General features: G+C 46.7%; 14 protein-coding genes. All 14 read left to right on the forward strand.

Features of this window, described 5'->3' with window-relative positions:
* Window positions 1-85: 85 nt before the first annotated feature.
* The 14 genes from G632_RS0113320 to G632_RS0113385 all read left to right on the forward strand — a co-directional run bounded on the left by G632_RS0113320 (window position 86) and on the right by G632_RS0113385 (window position 15,966).
* Window positions 86-1,171: a substrate-binding domain-containing protein gene (locus G632_RS0113320; protein WP_022769830.1), complete on the forward strand. Its 1,086-nt coding sequence runs from the start codon at window positions 86-88 to the stop codon at window positions 1,169-1,171.
* Entirely contained in the window at window positions 1,164-2,651 is a 1,488-nt protein-coding gene (locus tag G632_RS0113325; protein WP_022769831.1) for a sensor histidine kinase, read from the forward strand. The genes G632_RS0113320 and G632_RS0113325 overlap by 8 nt, the downstream gene beginning before the upstream one ends.
* Window positions 2,639-4,249, forward strand: coding sequence for a helix-turn-helix domain-containing protein (locus G632_RS0113330; protein ID WP_022769832.1), 1,611 nt, complete (start codon window positions 2,639-2,641; stop codon window positions 4,247-4,249). Before G632_RS0113325 ends, G632_RS0113330 begins: the two co-directional genes overlap by 13 nt.
* A complete protein-coding gene (locus G632_RS0113335; RefSeq protein WP_022769834.1) occupies window positions 4,233-5,288 on the forward strand; it encodes a sugar ABC transporter substrate-binding protein in 1,056 nt (351 codons plus the stop codon). The genes G632_RS0113330 and G632_RS0113335 overlap by 17 nt, the downstream gene beginning before the upstream one ends.
* A gap of 214 nt (window positions 5,289-5,502) precedes the next feature.
* A complete protein-coding gene (gene chvE, locus G632_RS0113340; protein ID WP_022769835.1) occupies window positions 5,503-6,645 on the forward strand; it encodes a multiple monosaccharide ABC transporter substrate-binding protein in 1,143 nt (380 codons plus the stop codon).
* A gap of 113 nt (window positions 6,646-6,758) precedes the next feature.
* Window positions 6,759-8,312, forward strand: a complete 1,554-nt coding sequence (gene mmsA, locus G632_RS0113345) for a multiple monosaccharide ABC transporter ATP-binding protein (RefSeq protein ID WP_022769836.1) — start codon at window positions 6,759-6,761, stop codon at window positions 8,310-8,312.
* A complete protein-coding gene (gene mmsB, locus G632_RS0113350) occupies window positions 8,302-9,495 on the forward strand; it encodes a multiple monosaccharide ABC transporter permease (RefSeq protein WP_035776176.1) in 1,194 nt (397 codons plus the stop codon). The genes mmsA and mmsB overlap by 11 nt, the downstream gene beginning before the upstream one ends.
* Before the next feature lie 261 nt (window positions 9,496-9,756).
* Window positions 9,757-10,572: a TrmH family RNA methyltransferase gene (locus tag G632_RS0113355; protein ID WP_022769839.1), complete on the forward strand. Its 816-nt coding sequence runs from the start codon at window positions 9,757-9,759 to the stop codon at window positions 10,570-10,572.
* 5 nt (window positions 10,573-10,577) lie between these two features.
* Window positions 10,578-11,372: a pyrroline-5-carboxylate reductase gene (gene proC, locus G632_RS0113360; RefSeq protein ID WP_022769841.1), complete on the forward strand. Its 795-nt coding sequence runs from the start codon at window positions 10,578-10,580 to the stop codon at window positions 11,370-11,372.
* Window positions 11,373-11,515: 143 nt separating this feature from the next.
* Entirely contained in the window at window positions 11,516-12,634 is a 1,119-nt protein-coding gene (locus G632_RS0113365; RefSeq protein ID WP_022769842.1) for an SH3 domain-containing protein, read from the forward strand.
* Window positions 12,635-12,787: 153 nt separating this feature from the next.
* Window positions 12,788-13,777, forward strand: coding sequence for an ornithine carbamoyltransferase (argF, locus tag G632_RS0113370; protein WP_022769843.1), 990 nt, complete (start codon window positions 12,788-12,790; stop codon window positions 13,775-13,777).
* Entirely contained in the window at window positions 13,777-14,652 is an 876-nt protein-coding gene (locus G632_RS0113375) for a biotin--[acetyl-CoA-carboxylase] ligase (protein WP_022769845.1), read from the forward strand. The genes argF and G632_RS0113375 overlap by 1 nt, the downstream gene beginning before the upstream one ends.
* 15 nt (window positions 14,653-14,667) lie before the next feature.
* On the forward strand, window positions 14,668-15,483 hold the full coding sequence (locus G632_RS0113380; protein ID WP_022769846.1) for a type III pantothenate kinase: 816 nt from the start codon (window positions 14,668-14,670) through the stop codon (window positions 15,481-15,483).
* 12 nt (window positions 15,484-15,495) lie between these two features.
* Window positions 15,496-15,966 carry a DUF6145 family protein gene (locus G632_RS0113385; protein WP_022769847.1) on the forward strand — a complete coding sequence of 157 codons (471 nt, stop codon included), beginning with the start codon at window positions 15,496-15,498 and terminating at the stop codon, window positions 15,964-15,966.
* Window positions 15,967-15,979 lie beyond the last annotated feature (13 nt).

Raw genomic sequence — 15,979 nt, forward strand, 5'->3', positions numbered from 1 at the left:
CATTAAGTGGACTTTTTTGTGTTTGTCTAGCACAAAACAAAAAAGTCCACTTTTTCTATTTGTGCGCATCTGCTAAAATCTGCTTATGAAAAATCAAAAACAAGTCAGTTATGAAAAGAGAATAGTAAGGCAGTATCTTCTGCTTGTTGTAACACTTATATTGATGCTTGCTACCCTCGTGGCCGGAGGCCTGTTTTTCAGATTCTACAGAACAGGCATGGTTTCACAGGCGGAGTCCAATGTCTATGACAAGTACTATGTCATGATCACCGACAACTACAAGTCGGATTTCTGGCAGTCAGTATATAAAGGAGCTTTTGAAAAGGCCAAGGAGAGCAATATCTATGTGGATCTCTTCGGTGAGCAGTTCAGTAAGGACTACTCCGTGGAAGAGCTGATGGAGATAGCCATTGCATCAGAGGTTGACGGCATAATAGTCTATGCTAACGAAACCCTTGAGATGTCTCATGTTATCAATAAGGCCGTTGATGCCGGAATTCCGGTAGTTACGCTATACGGCGACTGCACAAGGTCTGACAGACTCAGCTTTATCGGAGTCGGAAGCTATAGTATAGGTAAGATGTACGGCGGCCAGATCATCGACATCATCAAGGAGAAGCGCCGCGAGGAGCTCATCGAGTCCGAGACCATCGAGGACAGAAGCCAGATCAAGATAACGGTCCTGGCAAACGCAGATACTAAGGATACCGGCCAGAACATCATCATTTCCGGAATCCAGGAGACCATCAATCAGGACAACGTAACAGATTCCGAGTATCTGGTTTCGATCGTAACCGTAGATAATACCAACAGCTTCTCGGTTGAGGAGTCCATCAGGGATATCTTCCTTGGGGAGGAGATTCCCGATGTTATCGTGTGCCTTAATGAGCTCAGCACAGTCTGCACCTATCAGGCTGTAGTCGACTTTAATATGGTAGGAGAAGTGAGCATCCTCGGATATTATGACTCCGAGGCGATTGTCAATGCCATTGAAAGAGGCGGTGTCTATGCCACTGTTTCCATTGATGCAGCCCAGATGGGCGAGTACAGCGTTACTGCTCTTACCGACTATCATGAGTTCGGAAACATAAGTGAATACTACCTTGCGGACGTTACCCTAATAAATCAGGACAACGTTGAGCAGTTTAAAGAGGAGGACGGAGATGAATAAATTCCTAAACCGCCCCCTTCAGTTCAAGATCATCAGCGTCTGCGTTTTTGCAAACCTGATCATATTCGTGGTAAATATCTTCATGATCCTTGGGATCAACAACATGTCAAAAGACATGGAGATGGTATATCAGGATAACCTCTCCCTAAACCGCCTGTCTGAGGCTCTTACAGAGGTTCAGGATTCAATGACTGAGTACTTAAGTTCCAAGACCAGTGAATCACTTGAGGAGTACTACCGCGATGCTCAGGCTTTTTCGGACCTTGCCCAGGCTCTTGATGACAACGTCACAGACCTGACTTTCAGCCGCATGGAGCGCAACATTCGCTACATGTCCCAGAATTATCTGGAGGAGGTTGCCCAGACCATCGAGGCCAAGCGTGGCCGAAACGTAGAGAAATACAGGAACTATTACGAGAGCAGCACCAGACTCTATGAGGATATCGATGAGTACATCACCAGCCTTAACATCGAGCTCTTTGCTGTAAACTCCGGTAATTACCTGGCTATTCTGAAGGCTTTCAGACGCTTTGAAGTCGTAGGCGTAATCGTTATGACGCTGGTAATGATCGGAAACGTAATTATTATCACCAACTTCGTAAGGACCATGATCATGCCTCTTAAGAACCTGGCAGATTCTGCGGACGAGGTATCGGAAGGAAACTTTGATGCTACAATTCCACCTGCCATGTATCACGATGAGGTCGGCATAGTTATCAATGCCTTTGGCAAGATGGTTGTCAGCATCAAGGATTATATTGAGAAGTTAAAAGAGAGTATGGCCCACGAGAGGTACATGCAGGAAAAAGAGCTTATCATGGAGGCCAATCTTAAGGACGCGCAGCTCAAGTACCTGCAGGCCCAGATCAATCCGCACTTCCTCTTCAACACCCTAAACGCCGGCGCTCAGCTGGCCATGATGGAAGGTGCTGACAGGACCTACGAATACGTGCAGACCGTGGCAGACTTTTTCAGGTATAATGTACAGAGTCAGAAGAGAGATGTAACCATCAGGGATGAGGTAACTCTGGTGGACAACTATATCCAGATCCTTAACGTAAGATTTTCCGGTGACATCGGCTATGAGAAGCAGGTTGATGAAAGGCTTCTTGACCTTGTAATGCCCAGCATGATCCTTCAGCCCATCGTCGAGAATGCGGTAAATCACGGCATCAGAGAAATGGCCGGAGCAGGTCGCATCACCCTTAAGGTTTACAGAAAGGACGACAGCGTCTGCATCAGCATCAGCGACAATGGTAAGGGCATCAGCCAGGAGACCATAGATCAGCTGCTTAACGGAAGCTTCAGCCATATCGAGGACAGCTATGACAACAATGGAATCGGTATGGACAATGTAATCTCCAGAGTCAGGATATTTGCTGAGGACGATGATGCCATCAACATCATCAGCCACGGCGAGAACAAGGGCTGCGAAGTAGTGATCATACTTCCCATGGGAGGCAAAGAATGTATAGAGTGATGGTTTGTGATGACGAAGGTATCGTCATCGATTCCATGAAATTCATAATAGAAAAAGAGTTTGGCGGAGCCTGTGAGGTTGCCTGCGCAAAGAGCGGAAGGAGCGTCATAGAGCTTGCAGAGAGCTTTCGCCCGGACATCGCAGTGATAGATATTCATATGCCCGGAATTAACGGCATCGAAGCTATCAAGGAGATGAAGGTCTTTTGCCCTAATACAATTTTCATTGTAATGTCTGCCTACGATAAGTTCGACTACGCCAAGGAGGCCATCGCCCTGGGAGTTATGGAGTACATAACCAAGCCCATGGAGAAGATGAAGGTCGTATCTGTCCTTAAAAGAGCTATGGCCCAGATTGACGGTGACAGAGAAAAGCGAAGCAACGATCTTCTTATTAAAGAGAAGCTCGAGACCGTAGAGCCCATCATCGAAAACGGACTTATCTACGACATTCTTCTGCAGGAGCATTTCGACGAGGATATCGAGAGCTACAGAACGATCCTTGGCATAACCGAGAACTACGGTTACATGCTGGCACTGGTCTGCGGAGATTCCCAGGTTGGAAACCACATGACCAATGCGGTAGGAAGCTCAGTCAAGATCTCCGGCCGTTATCACGAAATCCGCGAGGGAGTGAAATCTCTTTTCAAAGGAAAAGTTGGAAACGTAATGGCTAACAAGATCGCGGTGCTCATTCCCTGCAGTGAGCCAAAGCTAGAGTATAACGAGAGAACCGAGCTTATAGACAGAGCAAGGGAGCTGGCTAGGTATCTTCGCAAGAAAACGGACATCAGCTTCAGAATCGGAATCGGCGGAGTCAAGCCCCTTAGGGAACTTGGGGATTCCTACAGAGAGGCGCTGAATGCACTTATCGCCACAACAGGTTCTGTTGCGCATGTAGACGATCTTGTCATAAACTGCGACTATGAGGAGGATTATCCCAAGAGCATGGAGAAGCCTCTTTTCGAAGCAATCTCCAAGGGAGACCTCAACGAAGCCCAGGTAATGACTGAGAAGTACGCCGACTGGATGTGCCAGAGAGCCATGGACGGAGACCTGATGTCCATGAGGCTCAAAGCCCTTGAGTTTGCGCTATACGCTGAGCACCTGGCCTATCAGAACGGAGGTCAGACCTATCACTACTCGGGGAGAAAAGACTATCTACCGCAGATCATGGAGCTTAATAGCCCGGACGAGATCAGGGACTGGTTTACCGACAAGGTGATGAATGCCTGCAGAAACGTAGTAAGCAAGCGCCAGGAGAGAAGCGGCGATATCATAAAGACAGCAAGAAAGTACATTGAGGACCACTTCGACAAGGATATCTCACTTGACGATGTATCAAGGGTGGTAAACATCTCGCCCTACTATTTCAGCAAGGTCTTCAAGGAAGAGTGCGGACTTAACTTTATAGAATACCTGACCAACATCAGGATTGATAAGGCAAAAGAGCTTTTGGAGAAGAGCAATCTGTCAATCAAGGAGATCTGTGTTTCCTGTGGATATACGGATCCCAACTATTTCAGCAGGAGTTTTAAGAAGAACGTGGGGGTAACTCCTACTGAGTATAAGGAGAAGTTGTATGAACAAAAGGGTTAAGCGTTTATTGGGGAGAGCGCTGGCTGTAGTTCTAATGGGGGCTGTGCTTAGCGGCTGCGGAGCAACAACAAACAATGGCAATGCCGACGGCGCTGTAGAAACTGACAAGATTGAGATAGGAATGTGCTTTGATTCCTTTGTTATCGAGAGGTGGCAGAGGGACCGTGATGTCTTTGTCTCATCGGCTAAAGAGCTTGGGGCGGAAGTCAACATTCAGAACGCCAACGGCGATGTTGAACAGCAGAAGCAGCAGATCGACTATTTTATAAAGAAGGATGTGGACGTCATAGTTATCATCTGCATCGATCCGGAGGAACTTGTAGACAGCATCAAGAAGGCTCACGATGCGGGAATTAAGGTTATTGCTTACGACAGGCCTATTCCGAATGCCGGCGTTGATCTCTATGTGTCTTTTGACAATGAAAAAGTCGGTGAGCTAATGGGAGAAGCCATGGTAAAGGCAGGACTTGCAGGTGGTAAGGTGCTTATGATTAACGGATCTCCCAAGGATCAGAACGTTCCCATGGTCAGAGAGGGCTTCAGGAATGTTATGAGAAAGAACGGCGTAGAGATACTTGATGAGTATTACTGCGACGGCTGGAAGGCTGAACTGGCCAGTGGCTATGTTTACAGCTATCCGGAACTGGTCAAGGAAGCGGACGGCATCATGTGTGGCAACGATGACCTGGCCAGCCGTGTTGTCTTTTCCCTTGCTGAAATGAGACTTGCAGGTAAGAAGCTCGTATGCGGACAGGATGCGGACCTTGAGGCCTGTCAGAGGATTGTTGAGGGAACCCAGATCATGACTGTGTATAAGCCCATTGAGAAGCTGGCCCAGAAGGCAGCAGAGGCAGCAGTGGCTCTCGCAGAGGGAAAAGAGATCGAGGACGAGGGCCTCTCAGAAATGAGAGACGGAAGTGAGAAGATCCCCTACCTTAAGATCGAGCCCATCGGAGTCACCAAAGACAACATTGATGAAGTCATAATCAACAGTGGATTCCACTTAAGAGAAGACGTCTACCTTAATGTCAAGGGATAAAATTTCATTTTGGTGTCGTTATAGCACAAATTTGTTTCATATGAAGTCGTGCCAGCAAAAAAATGCTAGCACGGCTTCTTTTTTGTCTTGTTCCAGGTTAAAAATATGCTTGATGTCGCAATTTATTCCTATGGATTCTATGGTAATTTACTATTGTAAAGCGCAGACATTGGTCTGCATAAACTATTCAAACCTTATAGGGAGGATTATTGCAATGAAGAAAAAGATTTTAAGTGGTATCCTTTCAGCTGTTATGGCAGCTTCACTCCTTGCAGGATGTGGACAGGCTGCACAGACAACAACTGAAGCTCCTGCAGCAGAGCCTGCAGCAACAGAAGCACCTGCAGCTGAGCCAGCAGCAGAGCCCGCAGCAACCGGAACAGGCAAGGTTGGTGTAGCAATGCCTACCAAGGACCTTCAGAGATGGAACCAGGACGGTGCCAACATGGAAGAGCAGCTTAAGGCAGCCGGATACGAAGTTGACCTTCAGTACGCTTCTAACGACATCGCTACACAAGTTTCTCAGATCGAGAACATGATCTCATCTGGCGCACAGGTACTCGTTATCGCATCTATCGATGGTGATTCACTCGGCACAGTACTTGCACAGGCTAAGGAAGCTGGCATTTCAGTTATCGCTTATGACCGTCTTATCATGAATTCAGACGCTGTTTCTTACTACGCAACATTCGATAACTACATGGTAGGAACAAAGCAGGGCGAGTACATCGAGCAGCAGCTCGACCTCAAGAATGCAGCAGGTCCTTTCAACATGGAAATCTTCACTGGTGACCCTGGTGACAACAACGCTAGATTCTTCTACGGCGGAGCTATTGACGTTCTTAAGCCTTACATCGACGAGGGCAAGATCGTAGTTAAGTCCGGTCAGGTTGACTTTGATAAGGTTGCTACAGCTAACTGGGCAACAGAGAACGCTCAGTCAAGAATGGATGCTATCATCTCAGCTAACTACGCTGATGGCACAAAGCTTGATGCAGTTCTTTGCTCAAACGACTCAACAGCACTCGGTGTTACAAACTCACTTGAAGCTAACTACACAGGTGATTGGCCAATCATCACAGGTCAGGACTGTGACGTTGCTAACGTTAAGAACATGATCGCTGGTAAGCAGTCAATGTCTATCTTCAAGGATACAAGAACTCTTGCAGCTAAGACTGTAGAGATGGTTGACGCTATCATGAAGGGTTCAGAGGCTCCTGTAAACGATACAAAGACATACGACAACGGAACAGGTATCATTCCTTCATACCTTTGCGAGCCTGTATTCGCAGACGTTAACAACTACAAAGAGCTCCTCATCGATTCCGGTTACTACACAGAGGATCAGCTCAAGTAATTTAAACTTGGTAATTTAACAATTACGTTTTCCCAAATTGAACATAGGCGGGCCGTAAATGACCCGCCTTATGTTCGCCCTAAAATGATTGCACGGAAATGGAGGAGGGCATCGTGGCAAAGATATTACTGGAAATGAAGAATATCACCAAAACCTTCCCTGGCGTAAAGGCCTTAGATAACGTAAACCTTCAGGTTGAAGAAGGTGAAATCCACGCGCTGGTAGGAGAGAACGGTGCTGGAAAGTCCACTCTTATGAATGTCCTTAGTGGAGTTTATCCCTTCGGATCATATGAGGGTGATATAGTTTATGACGGAGAGGTTTGTCAATTTAATCAGATCAAAGACAGTGAGTCAAAGGGTATAGTTATCATCCATCAGGAACTGGCTCTTATCCCTTATATGACAATCGCTGAGAATATGTTCCTCGGAAACGAGAGAGGAAACAAGATTAAGATCAACTGGCATGAGACCAATGAACTTGCCAGAAAGTATCTCGACATCGTAGGCCTTAAAGAGGGCACACAGGTTCTTATCAAGGACATCGGTGTTGGTAAACAGCAGCTTGTAGAAATTGCGAAGGCTCTTTCAAAGGATGCAAGACTTCTTATCCTTGACGAGCCCACATCTTCACTTAATGAGACAGATTCAAAGGCACTTCTTGACCTGCTCCTTAAGCTGAAGGCAGAAAGAGGTCTTACCTCTATTATTATTTCCCACAAACTTAACGAGGTTTCATATGTTGCCGACAAGATCACAGTTATCCGTGACGGTTCAACAATTGAGACTCTTACAAAGGGAGTGGATGATTTCTCCGAAGCAAGGATCATCAAGGGAATGGTTGGTCGTGAACTTTCAGACAGATTCCCTAAGCGAGAGCCTCATATCGGAGAGGTAAAGATGGAGATAAAGAACTGGAACGTTTATCATCCTCTTTATAAAGAAAGAAAAGTCGTTGACAATGTTAACTTATATGTTAAAAAGGGCGAGGTTCTCGGAATCTCAGGTCTTATGGGAGCTGGCAGAACAGAGCTTGCCATGAGCGTATTTGGGAAAAGCTATGGGGAAAACATTACCGGACAGACTTTTATTGATGGAAAAGAAGTTCATCTTAATACTGTAAGTCAGGCAATCAAGAACGGACTTGCATATGTTACAGAAGACAGAAAGGGAAATGGACTTATCCTGTCTAATCCCATAAAGATCAATACAACCTTGGCTAACCTTGACGAAGTAAGTAATAGAAAGGTTATTGATAAGCACAAGGAATACTCAGTAGCAGTAGAGTATAAGGAAAAGCTAAAGACCAAATGTCCTACAGTAGAACAGAATGTTGGAAACCTCAGCGGTGGAAATCAGCAGAAAGTTCTTTTGGCAAAATGGATGTTTGCAGATCCTGAAATCCTTATCCTTGACGAGCCCACAAGAGGTATCGACGTAGGTGCTAAGTACGAGATCTACTGCATTATCAACCAGCTGGTAGCTGAAGGTAAATCAGTCATCATGATTTCTTCAGAGCTTCCTGAAATCCTTGGTATGTGCGACAGAATCTATGTTATGAACGAAGGAAAGATGGTCGGGGAGCTTGATGCAAAAGATGCAACCCAGGAAAAAATTATGACTTATATCTTACAGTCATCTGGAAACGAGGAGGAGAATCATGAATAAAGATCAAATTTTAGGATTTTTGAAAAAGAACACCATGGTGTTCGTTCTTGTAATAGTTTTAGCGTTCTTTTCATTTATGACAGGCGGAGCAATCCTGCTTCCCATGAATGTAAGTAACCTTATTTCACAGAACGCATACGTATTTGTTCTTGCAACAGGTATGCTGCTCTGTATCCTGACCGGTGGTAACATCGATCTGTCAGTTGGTTCAGTAGTATGTTTCGTTGGTGCCGTTGGCGCAACACTTATGATGAACTTTGGTGTTCCTGTATGGCTTGCAATCATTATCATGATTGCTATCGGAACAGCAATCGGTGCATTCCAGGGCTTCTGGATCGCGTTTGTTCGTATCCCTCCTTTCATCGTAACACTGGCAGGCATGCTTATTTACAGAGGACTTTCAAACGTAGTACTTAATGGTCTTACAGTTTCAATCAAGGATCAGACAAGCTTTGTAAATCTGTTCGGTGGTGGTGCTAACTGCTACATCCCTGATTTCTTAGGTGGCGGAGCACTTAACCTTACATGTCTCTTTGCCGGAATCATCGGAGCAACAATCTATGTGCTTCTTCAGGTTACAGGACGTATCAAGAAAAAGAACTCCGGATATGAGCTTGAGAACATTGTTACATTCACAATTAAGACAGCAGTTCTGGCAGCAGTACTTGTAGCATTTGCTTACAGACTTGCTCAGCACAAGGGTATTCCTTCAGTTCTTATCTGGGTACTCATCGTAGTATTTGTTTACGGATACATCACAAGCAATACAACAATCGGACGTTACTTCTACGCAGTAGGTGGTAACGAGAAGGCTACAAAGCTTTCAGGTATCGATACAAACAAGGTTTACTTCCTTGCTTACACAAACATGGGATTCCTTGCAGCACTTGCAGGTATGATCACAATCGCACGACTTACATCAGCTCAGCCTACATACGGCCAGAACTATGAGATGGATGCTATCGGATCCTGCTTCATCGGTGGAGCATCTGCTTACGGTGGAATCGGAACAGTTCCCGGCGTTATCGTTGGTGCGGTTCTCATGGGTGTTATCAACCTTGGTATGTCACTTATGGGCGTTGATGCCAACATGCAGAAGGTTGTAAAAGGTATCGTTCTTCTTGCAGCCGTTATCTTCGACGTAGTATCAAAGCGTGGCGGAAAGTTCGTTGTAAAGAACTGATTTTAGAAAAGGTATTTCCAATAGGGTATAGAACCGGGGCACTCTTGCCCCGGTTTTTTATTGAGGGAGAGTGGGGGAGTCAGTGGGGACGGTTCTGTGAGTCAGTGGGGACGTTTCAGTTTGACTCATTTTGGTTCGCAAAATGAGTCAAACTGAAACGTCCCCACTGACTCACAGAACCGTCCCCACTGACTCCCCCACTCTCCCTCAAATGTGCTATACTATAATCTACTACCCAAATGTTTCAAAAGAGGTATCACCATGATCACAAGTACATCCAACGACCGCGTCAAGAAGGTCGTAAGCTACGTAGAAAAGAGCAAGGCCCGTCGCGAGGACGGCGTCTTTGTAATAGAAGGAATGAAGATGCTCAGGGAAGCTCCTGTTCTTCAGGTCTCCGAAGTGTATGTCACAGAGAAGTTTGTCTCCGGCGCAAGCGAAGAGGACAAGGAAATTCTCTGGAGATATGGCGCAGAAGAGGTTTCCGAGGAAGTCATGAAGAAGATGAGCGACACCCAGACACCTCAGGGAGTTCTTGCGGTAATAAGGCAGTATGCCTACACCTTAGAAGAGGTCATCGAGGGCTACAATCAGGAGGCAGCAGAATCTGGAAAAGAGAATGCTCCGCTCCTTCTGGTTCTTGAGAACATCCAGGATCCAGGCAATCTTGGCACCATGCTCCGCTCAGGCGAAGGTGCGGGAGTAACTGGCGTTATCCTCAGCAAGGGCTGCGCCGACATATACAATCCCAAGGTAATAAGGTCCACCATGGGCTCCATTTTCAGGATGCCATATATATATGTAGAAGATGTTCCTCCTTTGGTAAAAGAGCTGACGGCTAAGGGCGTACACACCTATGCAGCCCATCTTAAAGGGGAGAAGAACTACGACGAGTTTGATTACACACAGCCAACAGCTTTTCTTATAGGTAACGAAGGAAACGGACTGACCAAAGAGACTGCAGATGCGGCTGAGATCTATGTCCTCATTCCCATGAAGGGAGAGGTGGAATCCATGAACGCAGCCACATCATCAGCAATACTTACATTTGAAGCTTCCAGACAGAGGAGGGGGTAAAGGAAATGACAGTAGGATTTATCGGATTAGGAAACATGGCAAAGGCAATGATCGGCGGCATTTTGCAGAAAGGCCTCATGGGACCAAACGAGATCATAGGCTCAGCCAACACAGAGGAGACCTGCCGTAAGGCAGCGGATAAGTTCGGCATCCAGACAAGAAACTCCAACGCTGCAGTTGCCAAGGAGGCAGACATCATCGTTCTTGCCGTTAAGCCTCAGTATCTCAAGGTTGTTATCGCAGATATCATGGACAGCATGGATGATAACAAGGTCATCGTCAGCATCGCAGCAGGCAAGACCATTGCATGGATCGAGAACGAGTTTGAAAAGCCCACCAAGATCATCAGAGTAATGCCTAACACACCTGCTCTTGTAGGCGAAGGATGCTCTGCTGTTTGCAGGAACGATCTTGTGGACGACAATTCCTATCACTTCGTAAAAGAGCTTTTGGAGAGCTTTGGTAAGGCATATACCGTGCCTGAGTCACTGATGGACGTAGTGGTCGGCGTAAGCGGATCATCACCTGCATATGTCTTTTTATTCATCGAAGCTATGGCAGATGCAGCAGTAGCAGGCGGAATGCCAAGAAAGCAGGCTTATGAGTTCGCTGCCCAGTCAGTACTTGGCAGTGCCAAGATGGTCCTTGAAACAGGTAAGCACCCGGGAGAACTTAAGGACATGGTATGCTCACCTGCAGGCACTACAATCGAGGCTGTGAGAGTACTTGAGGAAGCAGGATTTAGAGGAACCGTGATGGATGCTGTAACAGCGTGCATCGACAAGAGCAAAAGCCTGTAATTTTCACACTTTTTTGACACAAATTTAATAGAAATTTGACAAAATGGCTCATCTTTGCTATTATTACCTCCGAATTGTTTAAATCTTAATATGTTGCAATATCTTTGTAACAAATTTAAATAAAAAAGAGGATAGCAATCTGTATGGATAACTCACGAAAGTTATTCTCCGGGGCCACTAAGACCATGGCAGTACTTTTCCTGGTTGTGGTAATGTCTTTTACCCAGAGTATAACAGTAGAGGCAAGACGCACTTCAAACTATTTAGAACTTGCTACAGGAATTACAAATATTATCAGTCCCATCGCTCCACTTGGAATTGACAGCGAAGCCCCTGAGGTTAAGGCTGCCGAGAACGCAGAGAAGTCTGCAGCATCCGAGAGCAGCACAGAGGGTGCTTCAGAGAGCGAATCATCAAATCTCGTGATGGCCAATGTCAGCAGAGTGATGAATGTCAGGGAAGAGCCCAATGAAGACAGCGCTAAGGTCGGAGTTCTTTACAAGGACTGCGGAGGTAAAATCTTAGACAGACAGGACGGATGGACCAAGGTTCAGTCCGGTGATCTTATCGGATGGGCCAAGGATGAGTATCTTTTATTCGATGAGGATGCTGAGGCACTTGCTCAGGACGTTGGTAAGCAGATAGTTACCAGCAACGGAACAGCTCTTAACATCAGGGCTGAGGCTTCATCAGATGCCGAGGTTGTCGGCGTTCTTGCAGAGAACACCTTCGTAGACCTTATCGAGGATACAGGCGATGGATGGATCGCCGTTGATTACAACGATGATACCGGATATGTTCAGGCTGATTATGTTACATCAACCTTCAAGATCGACTCCGGTGAGACCATAGCAGCCATCAAGCTTCGTGAGGAAGCTGAGAAGAAGGCAGCACTTACCAAGAACCGCGGAGCAGTCAGTGCAGATGCAGATGAGGTCAAGCTCCTGGCAGCTCTTATCCAGTGTGAGGCAGGTAACCAGCCTTATGAAGGTAAGGTCGCTGTAGGTGCGGTAGTTATGAACCGTGTTAAGTCAGGCGGATACCCGAGCAGTATTTACGGTGTAATCTATGCATCAGGTCAGTTCACACCTGCTCTTAACGGAACCGTTGCAAGAGTTTACAACTCAGGCAAGATCAGCGATTCCAATTACCAGGCAGCTCAGGCAGCCATAAACGGTGAGACAACCGTAGGCGGAGCACTTCACTTCAGACGTGTAAACGGAAGAGAAGGAATCATCATCGGAGCACACGTATTCTGGTAATTTGGGGTGCACTAAATAAAGCATATATGATAGAATGTAGGGGATTGCTAAGCGCAATCCCCTTTTTGACCCCTAGGGACGGAGTCAAGGGCTCATTTTTGACCCCCAGGGACGGAGTCAAGGGCTCATTTTTATATTTGGAGGAGGAGCATCATGAATATGTACGGAAGAGATTTTCTGAAACTGCTGGATTTTACCACTGAAGAGATAGAGTACCTCATTGACCTGGCTGCAGAGCTCAAGGACAAGAAAAAGAACGGTATTCTTCACGACGAGCTAAGAGGCAGAAACATTGCCCTGATTTTTGAGAAGACCAGTACCAGAACAAGATGTTCCTTTGAAGTTGCAGCTCACGACCTTGGAATGGGTTCAACCTATCTTAATCCCACAGATTCCCAGATCGGCAAGAAGGAGAGCATCGCAGATACAGCGCGCGTTCTTGCAAGCATGTACGACGGAATCGAGTACAGGGGCTTTGAGCAGGAGATAGTTGAGACTATTGCTAAGCACAGCAAGGTGCCGGTATGGAACGGTCTTACCAACGAGTTCCACCCAACACAGATGCTTGCTGATGCCCTTACAATAAAAGAGCATTTCGGACGCCTTAAGGGAATCCACCTGGTTTACATGGGTGATGCAAGATACAACACAGGTAACTCACTGATGGTTCTTTGTGCTAAGCTGGGCATGCACTTCACAGCAGTATCCAACAAGAAGTACTTCCCATCTGAGGATCTTGTTAAGATCTGTCAGGAGATCGCAGCACAGACAGGTGCAGTAATTGATTTTTCCGAGGATGCCATCGAGGGAACCAAGGGCGCTGATGTTATCTACACCGACATCTGGGTATCCATGGGCGAGCCCGACAGCGTATGGGAGGAGAGGATAAAAGACCTTGAGCCATACCGTGTAACTATGGACATAATGAAGAACGCCGGAGATTCTTGCGTATTCATGCACTGCCTGCCATCCTTCCACGACCTCAACACAGGCATTGGAAAAGACATCAAGAAGAAGTATGGTCTTGACGAGATGGAAGTTACAGATGAAGTATTTGAATCAGATCGCTCTATCGTATTTGAGGAGGCTGAGAACCGCATGCACACCATCAAGGCAGTAATGTATGCGACCCTCAAGAAATAATGCTAAGTAAAGAACATATAAGCGAGCAGCTGCACACAAGATGGGCAGCTGCAAACATTTGGTATAAAGACATAACGGACTCCACCAACGATGACGCAAAGCGCCTTGCAGAAGAAGGTGCGCCCCACGGAATGCTGGTGGTTGCAGACAAGCAGGAACAGGGCAGAGGTTCACGCGGAAGAAGCTGGGAGACTCCCGCCGGAGCCAATATCGCCATGAGCCTTATAGTACGTCCCAAGGTACCCATAGAGTGCGTATCAATGCTCACTCTGGTCATGGGACTGTCCGTGGCAGAAGGCGCAGAGCAGGCCATAAATGAGAGCATCTCCGAAAGCTCTTTTACCTGTAATATAAAATGGCCCAATGATGTGATCCTGGCGGAGCGGAAGATCTGCGGAATCCTGACGGAGCTTCACATGGAGCCTTCGGGCGAGATGTCGGACGTGGTCATAGGTGTTGGCATAAACGTCAACATGGCGCGCTTTCCGGAAGAAATTAAGGATGTGGCAGGATCTCTTTTGACCGGATGCGGACGTCCTATCGACAGGAGCCTTGTGGTGGCCCGGGTCATGGAGAGGTTTGAGGAGAACTACGAGAAGTTTGAAAAGACCCATGACTTATCGCTTCTTAAGGATCAATATGAAAAGAGACTGGTAAACAAGGGACAGAGAGTGATGCTCCTTGATACCAAAAAGCCTTCGGAAGTAAAAGGCAGAGAAGAAGTAGAAGAAAAATTTGCAGAGCCCCAAAATGAGCAGGGAGAAGCTCTTGGAATAACAGATAAGGGCGAGCTCATTGTCAGAATGGATACCGGAGAGGTGCGCGAAGTTACCGCCGGGGACGTTTCTGTCAGAGGACTGTACGGATATGTATAACAGGAGGCTATGGATATGATCTTAGTCGTTGATGTAGGAAATACGAATATTACATTCGGCGTTTTTGAAGGAGAGGAGCTAAAGAGCTCGTTCCGTATGATGAGCAAGACCGATCACACTTCGGATGAGTACGGAATTCAGATGCTGGAGATGATGGGCCATAACGGCATTGATAAGGAGCAGATAGAGGGCGTTATGATCGCCAGCGTTGTTCCGCAGGTCATGCACGCTCTGGTCAATGCCATCGTTAAATACATAGGCAGGAAGCCTTATATTGTGGGCCCCGGAATCAAGACCGGCATCAAGATCACAACCGATAACCCAAGAGAGATCGGACCTGACCTTATTGTTGACGCAGTTGCTGCCTATGAGATCTACGGCGGACCTGTGCTTGTGGTTGACTACGGTACAGCAACTACCTATGTTCCGATCAATGAAAAGGGCGAGTTCTTCGCGGGTGTTGTATCACCGGGAATCAGGATTTCAGCCAAGGCCCTCTGGGAGGGAACAGCCAAGCTTCCTGAGATCGAGATCAAAAAGCCCGATTCAATCCTTGCAAGGGAGACCATCTCCAGTATGCAGGCGGGACTTATCTATGGACAGATCGGCCAGTCCAAATACATCATCGAAGAGATGAAGAGAGAATCAGGCCTTAAGGATATGAAGGTTGTGGCAACGGGCGGCCTTGGAAGGCTTATTTCAGAGCTTACGGAGGAGATCGATATCTACGATCCTATACTGACCCTCAGGGGCCTTCAGATCCTCTATGAAAAGAACCGTAGGAACAAGCCACAGAACAAGGAATTTGATGATCAGAATCAGCCCGAATAAGGAGTTTATTTAATGAGTGCCAAGGAATTTGAAGAAGAATATAACAAAGAGTTTGAGGAAGACCTCCATATAGATGAGATGCAAAAGACCAACAAGGGACGCGTCTTTGAGCAGGCAGCAGGCGGAAGGATAGTTCTGTGCGGAGCCAACGCCTACGAGCAGAAGTATTATTTTAACCCGCTGTTCAAGCAGATCCCTGACAGCATCAAGAAGGAGCTCAACATCATCAGCGTCCTCTTTACCCAGGAGGCAGGCGGTATCTTTACCATTGTCTTTGAGGAGGACGGCAGCGTTTCAATCGAGACCAATGCTGATGAAGAGGATATCACCTACGATGAGATCACAGCAGGGCTTTTAGTGGGAGAGGTCAGGAGAAAGAGACAGGACCTGTTCGAGGCGCTGGGAATATATTATAAGATCTATGTGCTGGGCGAGAAGGCTGCAGATGCATTGGATGAGGAAGAAGAAAACGGCGCGTTTTAATTAGAAAGACTTT

The sequence above is a fragment of the Butyrivibrio sp. NC2007 genome (assembly GCF_000421405.1).
Lineage (GTDB): Bacteria > Bacillota > Clostridia > Lachnospirales > Lachnospiraceae > Butyrivibrio.

Bases quoted from the DNA above. Each gene is read 5' to 3' on its own strand.
- G632_RS0113320 (WP_022769830.1), top strand. From the start codon at position 86: ATGAAAAATCAAAAACAAGTCAGTTATGAAAAGAGAATAGTAAGGCAG.
- G632_RS0113325 (WP_022769831.1), top strand. From the start codon at position 1,164: ATGAATAAATTCCTAAACCGCCCCCTTCAGTTCAAGATCATCAGCGTC.
- G632_RS0113330 (WP_022769832.1), top strand. From the start codon at position 2,639: ATGTATAGAGTGATGGTTTGTGATGACGAAGGTATCGTCATCGATTCC.
- G632_RS0113335 (WP_022769834.1), top strand. From the start codon at position 4,233: ATGAACAAAAGGGTTAAGCGTTTATTGGGGAGAGCGCTGGCTGTAGTT.
- chvE (WP_022769835.1), top strand. From the start codon at position 5,503: ATGAAGAAAAAGATTTTAAGTGGTATCCTTTCAGCTGTTATGGCAGCT.
- G632_RS0113355 (WP_022769839.1), top strand. From the start codon at position 9,757: ATGATCACAAGTACATCCAACGACCGCGTCAAGAAGGTCGTAAGCTAC.
- proC (WP_022769841.1), top strand. From the start codon at position 10,578: ATGACAGTAGGATTTATCGGATTAGGAAACATGGCAAAGGCAATGATC.
- G632_RS0113365 (WP_022769842.1), top strand. From the start codon at position 11,516: ATGGATAACTCACGAAAGTTATTCTCCGGGGCCACTAAGACCATGGCA.
- argF (WP_022769843.1), top strand. From the start codon at position 12,788: ATGAATATGTACGGAAGAGATTTTCTGAAACTGCTGGATTTTACCACT.
- G632_RS0113375 (WP_022769845.1), top strand. From the start codon at position 13,777: ATGCTAAGTAAAGAACATATAAGCGAGCAGCTGCACACAAGATGGGCA.
- G632_RS0113380 (WP_022769846.1), top strand. From the start codon at position 14,668: ATGATCTTAGTCGTTGATGTAGGAAATACGAATATTACATTCGGCGTT.
- G632_RS0113385 (WP_022769847.1), top strand. From the start codon at position 15,496: ATGAGTGCCAAGGAATTTGAAGAAGAATATAACAAAGAGTTTGAGGAA.